Source organism: Fibrobacter sp. UWB13, from assembly GCF_900177805.1.
Lineage (GTDB): Bacteria > Fibrobacterota > Fibrobacteria > Fibrobacterales > Fibrobacteraceae > Fibrobacter.
Genome location: NZ_FXAX01000002.1, coordinates 467246 through 481988, shown reverse-complemented (window position 1 = coordinate 481988; position 14743 = coordinate 467246). Strand labels below are relative to the sequence as shown.

Sequence of the window (14743 nt, the reverse complement as noted above, 5' to 3'; positions counted from 1 at the left end):
TTAACTTTAGCGGCGTTTACCGATTAATTCTCGCGGCATTCCCACTAAAAAAGGCTCTCTCGCGAGAGCCCTTAAATCTTTCCGAACTACGATTAGTTGTCGGTGAGGTGCGTCGGCATCAACAGGAACGAGAAGTTCATGTTTTCGCCAACCGGCTCGATGATGCAAGCGCCAAGCGGATTGTTCATCTTCATGATGACTTCTTCGCTCTTGCACATGCCGAGGATTTCTGCGAGGAACTGGCCGTTGAAGCCAATGCAGAAGCTGCCTTCGCCGTTGTGCGTGATAGCGAGTGCTTCGCGAGAATCGCCGCCGACATCCGGGTCTGTGGCGCTAAGCTCGAGGATGTTGCCGTCGAACTGCAAGCGGATCTTGCGGGTGCGTGCGTTGGCCATGGAAATCACGCTGCGGATCTTGTTCTGGAATTCCGTGGTGTTGGCCTGTGCGGTACGTTCGAACTGCTGCGGGATCACAGAGCGGTAGCTCGGATACGGTCCTTCGTAAAGCTTCGAGATGACCTGGATGGAACCCGTGTTGAAGAGGATGTGCGTTGCAGACGTGCGGACTTCAACCGTGGAATCGCCCTTAGCCATGTGCAGAATATGCTGCAAAGCCTTGTGCGGGATGATGACGCCGTTCGAAAGTTCTGCGCCTTCCTGGTCGATGGCTGCGCGACCCAAACGGTGACCGTCTGTTGCGACCATGGAAATCTTGCCGTCCTTTGCTTCGAGGAACACACCGTTCAAGCTCAAGCGCGTAGAGTCGGTAGAAGTGGCGAACAATGTCTTTTCGGCGAGGAATGCAAGTTCACTTGCGGCGATGTTCAACGTTTCGCCATTTTCAATTTCCGGGAACGGCGGGAAGTCGTTGGCGTCAAAGCCGATGATGCTTGCTTTACCGCGTTCGCTCCACTGGATCTTGACCAAGTAATCCTGTGCGTCGAATGTGATGTTTGTGATGCTCGGGTCCACGAGGCTCTTCACCTGATCGAATAGCTTGCGTGCGTTGATGACGACTGCGCCATCACGTTCGCCCTGAACTTCCACCTTGACCCTGATACCGAGGTCGAGGTCCGTGGCACTTACTTCGAGGAAGTTGCCTTCGAGGCGGAGCGAAAAGTTGTTGAGAATCTGGATGGTGGACTTGTTCGGGACGGCGCTAATCGCTGCCTGCAAAGCGTCCTGCAACACATTCTTCTGGATAGTAAATTTCATTAATTAGCCTCTCTGGATGATCATTGTTCCTACGAAAAATACCACGGCGATGATTGCGAGGAGTACGATGACTCGTTTATCCAGCGCGTTTGACTTCTTTGGAACGAATTTTTTGACGTTTTGCTTTGCTCTTCTGCGATCGCTGCGACTCATAGAAAAATCTCCGTTGTTTTATATCGAAAAATCTACTATTTTAAAGGCTAGTCGGAAGATACTATGAATGAAAAAACTCTAAATAAGCTGAAAAATACGGCTAAGGGCTGTGCGTCCAACGTACTTTCCCGTGTGGAATTGTCGATGGTGCAGTCTAAGCTTAAGACTAAGTTCCAGTTGCTCGGGCAGAAGGTTTACGAGGCTATCCAGGAAGGCCGTCTGGACTCTATCAAGGATGACCCGTCCGCTGTCGAAACTGTGGGCGCTATTTTTGAAATCCAGAAACAGGTTGCAGAGCTCGAACAGAAACTGAACAAAGCCGAAGGTCCTAGTGAAAAAGCTTGAGGTGCATCTTTATCCGAACAAGGAATCACGCGGGAAAACGGTCACTTTTTCCGTTAAAAAAGCAATTATTTACTTTGTTCTAACTGTCTGCGCGATTCTTGGATTTATCATGTTCTCTCCGGTGCAGATTGTGGAGAACTTGTCTAACGGCAACCTGATGGAAGTCTATCACCAGAATTCGGTGATTAAGGATGAAATCAAGAAAATCCGCACTGTGGTCGATACGACGATTTTGAAGATTGAAGAAACACGTGTTGTTCGCGATAGTACACTCAAATTGGGTGGTCTTGGTTTTACGCTCGAAAATACATCTGATGAAGAAGCTCCGAAAAAGAATTTGCATGCGATGAGGTCTACGTTCCGTAAGACGCTGAACAAGCTGGAGGCTGATTCTGCGCTTGCGGCGCATGTCCCGGTTTTGCACCCGCTCAAGAATCATCATGATATCAAGGCTCGTTTTGAAATGGTTTTCGATGCGTTCACGGATCAGGAGCTCCCGCACAGAGGTGTTGACTTTTTGGCTGCCGACGGCGATACTGTCTATGCGCCAGGTGCCGGTACCGTTGTCGAGGTTCGCAAGCATCGTGGATTTGGTCTTTCGATGAAGATTGAACACATGGAACATGTGAAGACGTTCTATGCGCATCTCGGTGAAACCCTTGTGAAACAAGGCGCTAAAGTTCGTCGTGGCGACCCGATTGCTCTCATTGGCAAAAGCGGGCTCCAGTCGAGTCTTGGACTCCATTACGAAATCCGCGTGAACGGAACGCCTGTCAATCCGGAAGATTACTTTATTACAAAGTAGTCGCTGGTCATTAGTTAATAGTTGTGATTCGAGGTTCCGTATTAATGGCTTGGATCAAATCGGTCGTAAATGAATCCTTCGGTAGTTTTAACCATATCATCGTAATTGTAATAAATATTGCCGTCGTTGCATTTAAAGATTATATACTTATAAAATGTTTCGTAACAGAAACCTAGAGAGCATTTTGTCTCGAATTCAATTTTGTAAATATGTTTGCAGTATATTGTGGTGTCTCTTTCTAAAATGTAAGGATATGTTGTACTAGTATCTGCCCGAAAAATGATATCTTCTTCAGAAATACTATTTTCATAAGCATAGTGAACAATGAAATTCCCATCTAAGGTAATGTTTACGTTGTTAGGGAGCATGCTTCCGTCATCGCATTTAAAAATAGGGATTGTTTTATTGTAAGAAAATATTGAATCTTTACAGTGAATAGTGGGATGGATTTTTAGAGTATATGGATATTCATCATTTATGCTTGAAGATGATTCGATGTCTTCAGGATGAATTGTCTGAGTGGTGAAAAAATCAGAATTCTTTTCACAGGATGTAAAGAAAATTATGGTAAATTCCAATAATACTATACTCACGTTTTTTGAAAACACAATGTACCTCATTTTCTTGTACGACTTGTGAGATATAGAAAAAACATAGATCTAAACTATACCAACTAACCTCTAACCCCTCAATATCCCCCTACATTTCCCCTTCCTACTGCCTACTGTTTACTTCCTACTTATTATATTTTAAGTCCCCAGGCTCTGCTTTGCAGGCGGGCGGTACTTTCCGTCAAGAAACATCGGGAGCTCGGATGCGGTCCATACTTTTGGACTGGTCTTGGGGATTTCTATCAAGTTTTGCTTTACCCTTTAGGAGTTTTAATGGCAAATAAGTGTAAGCGCGGAATCTTGATTAGCAAAACACCGTACGAAAAGCGCATCGCGATCATGGAAGATGGCGAACTTGCGGAATTGGTTGTTGAAGGTGTTTCCTCTAATCGAGTTCTGGGCAATATTTATAAGGGTGTCGTTCAGAAGGTGCTCCCCGCACTCAAGGCGGCATTCATTGACATTGGTCTTGAGAAGGCTGGCTTTTTGCATCAGGAAGACGCCATGGACCGCAACGAACTGTTGCGCCGCGAATATGGTGACGATGATGATGAAGGCGATGCCTCTAAGGAAATTTCAATTGACGAAATTCTCCAGGAAGGCCAAGAAATCATGGTGCAGGTGGTCAAGGAACCGATTAGCACCAAGGGTGCCCGTTTGACGACACACTTGAGCTTTGCTGGCCGTTTCCTGGTCTGCATGCCGGGTACAAATTTCGTCGGCGTCTCCAAGCGTGAACGCGATCCGGTCAAGCGCCGCGAGTTCAAAAAGGTCGTACGCCGCCTCAAGGGCCGCGACGTGGGCTACATCGTCCGCACCAACGGCCTCAACGAATCCGAATTCGAAATCAACAAGCAGATGCGCGAACTCGAAAGCAAGTGGGAACAGACGAAGTACAACTTCGAAACCATGCCGCCCGAGACCTGCATCTACGAAGAATCCGATTCCATCGAACAGACGGTTCGCGAATACTTCGGCGACAACACGGACTACGTGTATATCGACAACCGCGACGAGTACTTTGCTCTCCGCGATTACCTGAAGGTTCTCTCTCCGGATAAGCTCGACAAGGTCAAGCTCTGGAGCTCCAGCGAAAGCTTGTTCGAATACTTCAAGATTGAAAACGACTACGCTCGCTCCTTGCAGCGTCAGGTACCGCTTCCGCGCGGTGGCAACCTCGTCATCGAACAGACCGAAGCTCTCGTCTCTATCGACGTGAACACCGGTCCGAAGGTTCATGGCAAGGACCAGGGCAAGATCATTCTCGAGACAAACCTCGATGCTTGCCACGAAATCGCAAAGCAGCTGCGCCTCCGCGATGTGGGCGGCCTCATCATTATCGACTTCATCGATATGGAAACCGATGAAGACCGCGAAGCCGTCTATCAGGAATTCCGCAAGGCAATCCGCCGCGACAAGGCCCCGATTAGCCCGGCCCCGATCAGCCAGTTCGGCCTCATGGAAGTCACCCGTAAGCGCGTCCGCGTGAACCTGATGACCGAAAAGACCGAATGCTGCCCGGTTTGCAACGGCAGTGGCCGCATTGCAACGCTCGAATCGACGCTCGGCATGATTGACCGCTGGCTCGCCCGCGCCCATACCAAGGGCCGTCTCCGCGAAGTGACCCTCGTCGTGAGCGCTCCGGTCATCGATGTGCTTTGCAAGGACTTGAACCGTATGTTCAACTATCTGGAATACAAGCATAACATCAAGATTTCCCTTGTGGAAGATGAATATGCCCACATCAACCAGTTCTGGATGTACGACAAGAACAACGAAGACATCACGGACCTGTACAACTTCGCATAAGTTGTCCCCGCGATTCTCGCGCAGGCATTAGCGTGTTAAATGCAAAAAGTCCCAGCTCCGCTGGGACTTTTTTTATCCTTAAAATTCCGCATAAAAAAAGACGCCTGCGTTGCAGGCGCCTTTTAGAGAGAACGAAACCTTATTCATTCAAGTTGATGGTGAATCCCTTTGTCCTTCCGTGACGCACACCCCAGAGGAAGTCCTGCGTGCGGTCGACCTTGGTAATTCTACCAACCGTAATCTTATACGAAAGTCTTGCGATGTAAACGCCTGTACCGACCAGTCGACCGTTTTTCGATTTCATGTTCCAGGCGAGGAATATCTTGCCGTCCTTATCTTCGTCAAGGCAGCTTCCGTTGTACAATGTGTCTACGCATGAGAGCACGCCAGAAGTGTTGTTCACGAATACGCCGAGACTTGTAAAGTACTGGGTCTTGTATTCAAGCTTGGTCTGCTTTGCGATTTCCCTAGTGACTTTTTCGATGACAGACGCATTGCCGTTTGCGATGCCCGTGACGTCGTTTGCCGTAATGGCGCCACTGAGGTAGGCGTTGACAATTTCGTCACCGAGACGATACTGCTTGTTTGCCTGGTCAAGGGTTAGCGCACCTGTCTGGACCTGCGTGAGAATTTCTTCGAGATGCGGACCGCCCTTTTCTACGCTTGCCGCATTGAAATTCTTGATGGCAGATTCAAGGGCTGTGACTTCATCTTTAACCAAGCTCGAAAGGCTCAAGTCTCCAAGATAGTGTCCTTGTGCACCGTAGGTCTTTGCTAGATCCTTTGCGGTTACAGGCTCGTCCGTCTGTACAAGCTTCGGGATGGTCGGAGAAGGATTGTTGATGATGGTTCTTGAAGAATCCGATTCGCCAATCGTTACGACCGGAGGGCTAGTCACGACGACATTCTGTTCACCGGAGATGCGGACGAACGGGTTGTTGTCCGGTGTGCTCCTGTGCAAGAGGTCCATGTGTACGCCAGGAACCAGCTTGATGGAGTCGCCCATGACAGGGATATTTGCCTTGTCGTTTGTCGTGCTTCTGAAAATCAGTTTCCATCTTGCCTTGTTCTCCTTGGCGAGAATGTCCGGAACGATATCGGTCCTAACCGTAGCTGTCTGCTTGAAGTAGTAGATGAAGTAATTGGCATCCGTTTCGTTTTCGCAGTCAAGACCTTCGCTGAATGAAACGGTAAGCACTGTTGAACCGTCATTGCTGTAAGCGATATCAGCTGATGTGATAACAGGTCCGATAGAGTCGGTCACATCGCTTGTGAGGCTGATGGTGGACTGGCTCATTCCTTCCGAGTACATCCAGAACGGAGTGATCTTTCCGCTGTAGACGTTGTCGGCGCCGCCGGTAAATGGAACGTTTCCAAAGCCTCCGTCAGTCGTAATGGCAAGAGAGCTGTCGAAGTCGTTCGGGACAAATCCGTTGATGATTGTCGGGAACGTTTCGCCGAATTCCAGGTGGATGGAGTCCATGCGGACCATGCTTGCGTTCAGCGTGCCATACGGCTTGGAAAGCTTGGCGTAAACGCTGTCGCCGCGGCCGTCGCCGTTTCTGTCGAAGATGCAGGCAAACGTGATTTGCGGGACCGGCGGTTCCATGAACGAGATGTTTTTCCAAACAGCCTGCTGCGTTTCGTCACCGCTAGTGACGATGAGTTTGACGCCCTGAACGGCGGCAGAGGACTTGACGTAGAATGTCGCTTTTCCGTTCTTCAGCGTGATTGCCGTAATCTTGTTGCCGTTTTCGTCGCAGGGGATGACTGCAATATTGTTCGTGGTAATGTAAACGATGTCGTCAAACGTTGCCCATTCTTCTACGAACGAGACGTTGACTTCGTAACGCGTGTTTACCCACTTGCCGAGTGTATCGATGTTTCCGTCGACATCGTTTCCGATGAGCGTCCATTTGCCTTGTGCATCAACGCGGGCGTAGTTGATGGTGGGCGAGCCGTAATTGTCGATGGTAAACGTAATTTCATCGTACTGGGTTTCATCGCTCTGCAAAGAGAATCGCAATACGTAAGATCCCGGCGGGAGTGTACGCATTTGCTGGATCGTTGTCGTATTGATGGTGAATCCTGAATAGCCGGGCTTGATGGTGATGCCGCCAAACCAGGTACCTACGCTATCGAGTGCAACACCTTCGGCATAAGCTCCGCTACCGATCAAGGTAAAGTTCGAAGGAGCTGCGACCGTATCTGTCGTCGTTGCGCCGGAGAAGTCGCAAGAGAGAGCTTGCTTGCTCACGCGCTGGTAAATTTCGTAGTTGATCAGTCCTGCTTCTGAGAGGTCCTTAGCGAGAATGCTCGTTTCGGTCTTCAGGTCGATGGACGTTCTCATCATGAAGTTGGACTGGGTTGTATGGCGTTCGGCATAGAAGATGTGGAACGGATAGTTGACACCTTCTTGAAGTCCGAGCGTGTCGAGGTCCACTGAGCCAAAGACCTTCGTGTGCTGACCACCGATATCCACAACGAGACGGTTGTTGATGAACACCCACACGTCATCGTCACCGTTGAATTCAAAGTACTGGCCCGGAATGTATTCGAACGTGGCCTGAATCTTCATGGTGAAGCCAAAATTGTGTCTTTTGCCTTTGCCAGAAAGGTTGTCAAAGTAGGGGTTCTTGATGGTCTTTTTGGCATCGAGGTATTCGAAATCATCGATCAAGAAGAGCCCGCCTTCAGTGCTATTGTCGTCTTTTTGGCCGAGCCAGAGACCGTCGTTCTGGAGTTGCAATTCGATAGAACGGCAGGTGGCGTTGGTGTAAGGAATGCCGTCCTTAGTGGCGATGACTTCTGGCAAGAACCATTGAGCGAGATGTGTTGTAATCTTGCAATTTTCAGGGAAGGGATCGGCTGGTACGGGTACGCCATTGGGGCCAAGGTATTCTTGAACCATTCCTTTGGTATGCTGTGCACATCCGCTGGAACCGAAGTCTGCACTCACACCGTTGGCGGGGTCGCCATTTTTGCCTGCTCCGTCGCCATCGCCTTTTGAGCCGTGGAGCCAGTCAAACATCATCACAGGGAGAGTCTTGGTGGGGCAATCGCCTAAAACGCCCGGGTACTTGGTGTAAACAGTTGTTGCTGTCCCGATTTCCTTGCCTGCCTTGACCCAGATGGTATCGGCTTCGGCAGCGGCTGCATCGAGCGAAAGCAAAGTGCTTTGATCGATAGGTTGTGTCTTGGAGGTGTAATGGTAGTCTGTGACGTATTCAGATCCGAGAGTCTGCTTGAAGTAGACCTGGAACGAGCCTTCGGGCGGGGTAACTTTGGATTCGAACCATCCACAGTAATTCTTGATAGTGGACATCGTATCAGATTTACCACCTGCGACATAGAGAATGGCGTTCGTGTTGGTCCAGGGGACAAAGAAGCGGATTACTTTATACTTCGTCTGTTGAGTCGGTCTGTTAGGAGTCTGTGTGCCGGGACCATCGTTGCCGGGTGTTTGCGTGCCTGGGCCGTCATTGCCTGGAGTGGTTGTCGAGGGCTCGGTGGTGTTTGTGCCGTTTGCCTGTGTAACGACCTTGTTTCTGCTAATGGTAATGGTGAATTCGCTTTCCACGGGTTCTGCGCCAGCCAAAGGCGAAATGCTGCCTATGTCAGAGTTGCATTTGCCGGAGGAAGTCCTGCCTGTGTAAAAGGTCAGTTTCGGCTCTGTTTCGGCGGTCAATGTTGCCTTGACGCTGAAGGTGCCGTCGGCGTTGCTTGTTAGCTGTGTGCAGTTGCTGGATGTGGTGACTCCGTCTACCGTTTTTTCCAAAACGACGTAGATGCGCCTTGCGGGCGAACTGGATCTTTCATCCTTGACGGTAATGTTGTAATCGGCCGCTATCGACGGAATAGCTGCCCATAAGAGTACGAAAATTAAACTTGAGACAATATTTTTACACCGCATCCACAACTCCCGGAAGATGTTACCCTAATAGAAAATACATTCAATATTGTGATATTTATCAATTTTTTTTTGCCTATTTGTAAAATAAATTGCGAAAACAGCAACACCCGCTCTGGGAGCGGGTGACTAGGGAAAAAAGTTCCGATTTTTGGATTTTACTATCTAAATTCGATATCGAATATTGTCATTCTGCCGTGGCGGACGCCCCAGAGGAAGTCCTGCGTACGCTTGGTGATGCGTTTGCCGTTCACGATAAGGCGGATTTCGAGGCGGGCGATGTAAACGCCAGTACCTACGAGGCGCTCTTTCTTGTCGCGGGAGTTCCAGGCGAGGAACAGGTGTCCTTCGTTTCCGAGGCAGTTGACGGCCCCATCCGTCTTGAAGATATCGTCGTTGCAGGCGATTCTTCCTTCGTCGTTGTTGACGAAATGCCCGAGACTGGTATAATAGATAGTCTTGTAGCTGAGTTCTGTCTTGTCTGCCATGGATTCGGCGATCGTCTTGACGTCTTCATCGGTACCGTGCATGTAGTTGTGCAGGTTGTCCTTGTTCAAAAGCCCGTTGCTGTGGGCGTTGATGATGACGTCGCTTAAGCCGAACCTGCTCTTGGCTTCCTTGTACGAAATATCGCCTCTGTCCAGCATGGAAATGATTGTTTCCAGCGATACGGGGGTAGACGGTGTGCCGTTTTGGGCGGCAGTCTTGTCTTCGTACATGGTTTGAGCCTTTACGACCTTCACAATTTCGCTAATTTCGTTTTCGACGAGTTCAGACATGTTCATGTCGCCGAGATAATGACCCTGGGTGCCGTAGATTTCGCCAACCTGGTTTGCGGTAAGGGGTCTGTCGCTCTTGACGATGATGGGAACTGTCGGCTTTTTGCTGTTGACAATTTCCCTAGTCTTTTCGAAGTTGGGCGAATTCTTGTCCATGGTGACGACCGTCGGGCTTGTCACGGTAATGCGCTGTTCGCCGGTAATGCGTACCCACGGATTCTTGTCGTGAGCCGGATTGTCCATGAGATCAACGGCAAGTCCGCCTTCGGAGGGAGGCCTGATGCGGATGGAGTCGCCGACGATGGGGATGATGTCGCTAGAGGCTTTCTTGGAGAAAATGAGCTTCCAGCGGTTTGCCGGGATCGCTGCTACATATTCGGCTTCTTTCACGATTGTGGACAACGAGCCGCTGCCGTAGCTGCGGTAGCCGAACAGGTTGGAGCTTGCGCCCAAGGAGCTGAGGCCTTCGCTGAATGTGAGCGTGAGCTGGGTCTTACCGTCATTGGTATAGGCGATTTCTGCCGCCATGATGATAGGTCCAATCTTGTCGCCGAGAAGACCGTCCACTGCGAAATTCGAGACTGTATGGTCTTCGGGGTTAGTGTAGGTGTACTGGGCGGTAATCTTGCCGGAATACGGTTCCGTTGCGCCACCTGTTGAAATGGAAGGTCCAAATCCGTCGCCATCAGCGACAAAAGAAAGTTCGCGGGCGCCTTCGGTGTATTTTACAGGAGCCTGTTCGTAGTGCGTGAGGCCGAACGTGAACGAGATAGCGTTGAGCACGCTGTTTCCGCCCAGCGGCTTGTTGAAGCTGACCCAGATGCTGTCGCCGCGACCGTCGCCATTTCTATCGTAGATGTAGGCGGTTTCGATTTGCGGAACAGGCGGTTCGGCAATGTTGATGTTTGTCCAGTTGATGCTCTTGTTCTTTGCCGCTGCGGTAGAAACGGTCAAGGTTCCGTTGACTATCGCGCCTGTTGCCTTCACGAAGAACATGCTCTTGCCGTCCATGAGCGTGAATTCATTGTTCGGGAGCGGATTGCCGAGGGAATCGCACGGGATGAGCTTCGGGTCGGATGTCGAGACTAATGCCGCAATGCCGCTATAGCTTGATGCCCATTCTTCGACGTAAGAGACGTTGATGGGGTAGATGCGGCCTGCCCAGAGCTTTTCTGCCTTGTTCAAGTTGATGGGGAGCGTGTCGCTATTGATATCGCGGCTGACTTCGTTTCCGAGTGGTTTCCAGTACTTGTCGACGCAGAGCGTGTCCTGTTTGATGACGTCTGCAATGAAGCAGTAGCTCGAGTCGATGATGTTTGCAAAGGCGATGTTCGGCAGTTCCGTCGGCGGGATGGTGAAGTACACATCCTTATATTCCTTCGGGTTGTTCTTGAGCGATACACGGACGTAATAGGTTCCCGGCGGCAATGTCTGCATGCGGGAAATATTCTTTGTATTGATCGTGAGCATCGTGAAATCGTTCGTAATCGTGATGCCGCTATAGTAAGCAGTATCGAGCTTGCTCAAGGCAACACCCGTCATCGGGAGGCTCTTTCCGAACAGCGTAAAGTTCGAAGGTCCGCGTTCCGTGCGCTTGGTTTCGGAGTTTGCGGAGAAGTCGCAGGCGAGAGTCTTTTCGCGGATGTTCTGCCAGACTTCTTTCTTGATGAGTGTTGAGTCCGACGAATGGTCCGTGAGGAGCATGCTGGATTCCACCTTCAAGTCGATGGACGTTCTCATCATGAAGTTCGATTGCGTGCGCTTGCGTTCGGCATAGAAAATATGGAACGGATAAGTTTCACCCGGCGTGAGTCCAAGATCGTCGAGATTTACGGATCTCTTGACTTTCTTGTGCTGTCCGCCAATATCGACCACGAGCTTGTTGTTGATAAACACCCACACGTCATCGTCGCCGTTGAATTCAAAGTACTGTCCCTTGACATAGACAAATTCAGCCTGGATCTTCATGGCGAAACCGTAGTTGTGGTAACCCGGAATGTCATTGCCACCGCTGATGGAATCGTAATGGGGGTTTTCAATCGTATGTGCGCTGTCGAGCCAGCGGAAGTCATCGAGCAAGAAGAGTCCGTGTTCCGGGCTTTCGTCGTCCTTTTGTCCAAGCCAGAAACCGTCATCGGTAAGAGTGAGTTCCAGGTCGCGGCACGTGACGTTCGTATAGGTGTTTACGCCGTCATTGTAAATAACTTCAGGGAGGAACCAGCTATTCAGATGAGAAGAGTTCTTACAGCCGCTCGGGAAGTTCTTTGCCATCACGGGAACGCCATTGATGCCGAGCTGTTTTTCGACCATGCCTGTCATCGGAGAACCTTCGCAACCGCCCTGACCGAAGTCCTGGCTTGTTCCGTTACCGAACATCGGTACACCGCGGACATCAAAGCCTGTGCGGCCTGCGCCGCCTTCACCGTAGTTGAGCCCGTTCTTGGAACCGTCGGAATTCATGGAACCGTCGTACCAGTCGAACATCATCACCGGGAGAATCTTCGGGAGGCATTCGCCGAGAACGCCCGGATATTTTGTATGAACTTCTGGAGCACCGTATTGGTAAGCGACAATCCAAATGGTATCGCTTAATGCAATGGCTGAATCCAAGTTGATGGGCGTAACGGTCGATTCGTCTTCGGTTGTACCGTCTGCTCCGACAAACATAGTGCCAATAGTTTGTTTGAAATAAACGTTTGCGCTGCTAGATGGCTTGGAAACCTTGCTTTCGAACCAACCGCAGTATGGGGAGGCTGCCGCGCTCATGTAGTTCTCTGTATCATTCAGGTACATGATGGCGTTTGTGTTTGTCCACGGCGTTAAAAAACGGATATGTTTTTTAGGCTTGACCGCGACCACCGGTTTAGTGTCGGAAATCGTCAATGTCTTGTCTTCGTTGATGACAATCCAGATTTCCTGCTTTACGATGCTTGCTGCGTCTGTGACGTTTTCCTTGTACCCCGGGAAAAGTTCGCCCAGTAGAGGCTTGTTGTCTGGACTCAAGTCCGTATGGCATGTGTTGCCGTTACAGCCTACTCCAAACTGTAGTCGACGAACGTCTTTCTTGCCGTTAGCAAGGCGCTCGTTAGTGAATTCGATGGTGAAAGTGCCATCGGAATTTTTCTCAACGGCCTTGTACACGAAATTGCTTTCGTTGTCGGCATAGTACAAGACGTTGCCCTCGTAAATGATGTGTGCAACAGCAACCGTCTGCGCAAATGCGTAGGCACTGAAAATCGCCAAACACACCAAAACCCTGTAAAAAAGTCCACTGATCCTCATCCGTGACTCCTAAGTATTTATTCCCCTATCCCACAGTGTTTTCCCATACACTTTCAACGCCAAAGATAACAATAAAATTATGTTGTCAATAGAGTTTATGAAAATATTACATCGGAAAATGCGCTAATTTGTGAAAGATTTTGGCGTTGTAAACTAAAATAAACGTATTGGCTGTTAGTCATTAGTTGTTGGTCAATAGTTATTAGAAAAAGCCCCTGCCCGCAGGGCAAAAAAATCCTACCTTTACACTCGTAAATTCAAAAATTGGAGATTAAAATGAATCGTGTTTACCTAGTTGCCACGGCTGCCTCCAACATGGAAGCCAAAGTCCAGGAACTTGTCGACGCCGTTACCAAGGCGGGCCTCATTGCTACAGTCTATAAGCCGCTCGAAGTTTTCAATGCTGCCGATAGCGTTGCTGAAATCAAGGCCGGCAAGTCTGCCGTGCTCATGGAAAAGATTTGCGCCGATTTCCTCAAGCAGGATTTTGACGATGTCGACGCTGTTGTCGTCGCAGGTGCAACGGGCATGAACGATGTCATTGCTCACAAGTTTAACGACGACCTCGCCTCTGCCCTCGATGCAAAGATTTTTGCCGATGGCGAAGATGCCGAACTCTTCTGCCCGAAGCGCTTGCTCCGCTGTGAAAAGTGTGTTGCTGGCGACCTCGCCGCTCCGGCTGCTGAACGTCGCGTAAGCCAGGCTATGTTCCGTGCAAGCCTCCTTTCCAAGGCATCCAAGTGTGTGAAGCGCATTGTGCTTCCGGAAGGTTCTGAACCGCGTACCGTGCAGGCTGCTTGCCTCGCTGTCGAACGCAACATCGCCGTGCCGGTCCTCATCGGCAAGAAGGCTGATATCGAAGCTACTGCAAAGTCTGTTGGCGTGAAGCTCCCGGCTAACATCGAAATTATCGAACCGAGCGCAGAACTTGCTGAAAAGTATGTGCCGACTCTCGTGGAACTCCGCAAGGCTAAGGGCATGACTCCGGAATCTGCACGCGTGGCTCTTTCTGACAACGTAATGCTCGCTACGATGATGCTCAAGTTCGGTGAAGTCGATGGTCTCGTTTCTGGCGCTATCCACTCTACCGCTGATACGCTCCGCCCGGCTCTCCAGATTATCCGTACCGCTCCGGGCGTGAAGTCAGTGAGTTCCGTGTTCTTCATGTGCATGAAGGACAAGACCTACATCTACGGTGACTGCGCTATCAACCTGAACCCGCTCGCCGAAGAACTCGCCGATATCGCTCTCCAGTGCGATGACACTGCAAAGGCTTTCGGCCTCCCGAGCCGCGTTGCCATGCTTTCTTACAGCACCATCAATTCGGGCAAGGGCCCGGATGCAGACCTCGTCGTGGCTGCTACTGCCGCTGCTAAGGCTGCCCGCCCGGAAATGCTCATCGATGGCCCGCTCCAGTACGATGCCGCTACGGTTCCGAGTGTTGGTGCCCTCAAGGCCCCGAACAGCCCGGTCGCTGGCAAGGCTACCGTGTTCGTGTTCCCGGACCTCTCTGCCGGTAACATCGGTTACAAGGCTGTGCAGCGCTCTGCTCACGGCACGATCGCTATCGGCCCGATGCTCCAGGGCTTGGCCAAGCCGGTGAACGACCTTTCCCGCGGCGCCCTCGTTGAAGACATCGTCTACACGATCGCTCTCACCGCTGTTCAGGCTCAAAAATAAGACCGTTCGGCTCTATGTGAGGTAGAACCTCCGACTTCGCCTCACTCTCGCCACCATGCCTCGTTGATACGAGGCACTTGTGGCTCACGGGAGACCGCTCGTGCTTTGCATTTGTCACCCCGGCCTCTGTGCCGGGGTCACCATTAAAAAAAACG

8 protein-coding genes are annotated in these 14743 nt (G+C 50.5%); 4 read left to right on the top strand and 4 right to left on the bottom strand.

Annotated features, from left to right (window positions below):
- Positions 1-92: 92 nt before the first annotated feature.
- Both dnaN and B9Y77_RS16030 read right to left on the bottom strand, forming a co-directional pair.
- Positions 93-1214 carry a DNA polymerase III subunit beta gene (dnaN, locus tag B9Y77_RS11715; protein WP_014546038.1) on the bottom strand — a complete coding sequence of 374 codons (1122 nt, stop codon included), beginning with the start codon at positions 1212-1214 and terminating at the stop codon, positions 93-95.
- 3 nt (positions 1215-1217) lie between these two features.
- Positions 1218-1367, bottom strand: a complete 150-nt coding sequence (locus B9Y77_RS16030) for a hypothetical protein (protein ID WP_176221758.1) — start codon at positions 1365-1367, stop codon at positions 1218-1220.
- Positions 1368-1430: 63 nt separating this feature from the next.
- Between B9Y77_RS16030 and B9Y77_RS11710 the strand changes: the two genes are divergently transcribed.
- From B9Y77_RS11710 to B9Y77_RS11695, 3 genes are all read left to right on the top strand, one after another.
- Positions 1431-1712, top strand: a complete 282-nt coding sequence (locus B9Y77_RS11710) for a hypothetical protein (protein ID WP_073442768.1) — start codon at positions 1431-1433, stop codon at positions 1710-1712.
- Positions 1699-2517 (top strand): M23 family metallopeptidase, encoded by an 819-nt coding sequence (locus tag B9Y77_RS11705; protein ID WP_085491758.1) that lies wholly within the window; start codon positions 1699-1701, stop codon positions 2515-2517. Before B9Y77_RS11710 ends, B9Y77_RS11705 begins: the two co-directional genes overlap by 14 nt.
- An 884-nt stretch (positions 2518-3401) precedes the next feature.
- A complete protein-coding gene (locus tag B9Y77_RS11695) occupies positions 3402-4937 on the top strand; it encodes an Rne/Rng family ribonuclease (RefSeq protein ID WP_085491757.1) in 1536 nt (511 codons plus the stop codon).
- A gap of 139 nt (positions 4938-5076) precedes the next feature.
- Here the strand turns inward: B9Y77_RS11695 and B9Y77_RS11690 are convergent, their stop codons facing one another.
- Complete coding sequence (locus B9Y77_RS11690; protein WP_085491756.1) at positions 5077-8850, bottom strand: fibro-slime domain-containing protein; 3774 nt, start codon at positions 8848-8850, stop codon at positions 5077-5079.
- A gap of 158 nt (positions 8851-9008) precedes the next feature.
- On the bottom strand, positions 9009-12875 hold the full coding sequence (locus B9Y77_RS11685; RefSeq protein ID WP_254900028.1) for a fibro-slime domain-containing protein: 3867 nt from the start codon (positions 12873-12875) through the stop codon (positions 9009-9011).
- Positions 12876-13184: 309 nt separating this feature from the next.
- On the opposite strand from B9Y77_RS11685, the gene pta reads away from it, so the two are divergent.
- Positions 13185-14588, top strand: coding sequence for a phosphate acetyltransferase (pta, locus tag B9Y77_RS11680; RefSeq protein ID WP_085491754.1), 1404 nt, complete (start codon positions 13185-13187; stop codon positions 14586-14588).
- Positions 14589-14743 lie beyond the last annotated feature (155 nt).

Excerpts from the sequence above, each read along its gene's own strand:
- dnaN (WP_014546038.1), bottom strand. The coding sequence starts at position 1,214 with ATGAAATTTACTATCCAGAAGAATGTGTTGCAGGACGCTTTGCAGGCA.
- B9Y77_RS16030 (WP_176221758.1), bottom strand. The coding sequence starts at position 1,367 with ATGAGTCGCAGCGATCGCAGAAGAGCAAAGCAAAACGTCAAAAAATTC.
- B9Y77_RS11710 (WP_073442768.1), top strand. The coding sequence starts at position 1,431 with ATGAATGAAAAAACTCTAAATAAGCTGAAAAATACGGCTAAGGGCTGT.
- B9Y77_RS11695 (WP_085491757.1), top strand. The coding sequence starts at position 3,402 with ATGGCAAATAAGTGTAAGCGCGGAATCTTGATTAGCAAAACACCGTAC.
- B9Y77_RS11690 (WP_085491756.1), bottom strand. The coding sequence starts at position 8,850 with ATGCGGTGTAAAAATATTGTCTCAAGTTTAATTTTCGTACTCTTATGG.
- pta (WP_085491754.1), top strand. The coding sequence starts at position 13,185 with ATGAATCGTGTTTACCTAGTTGCCACGGCTGCCTCCAACATGGAAGCC.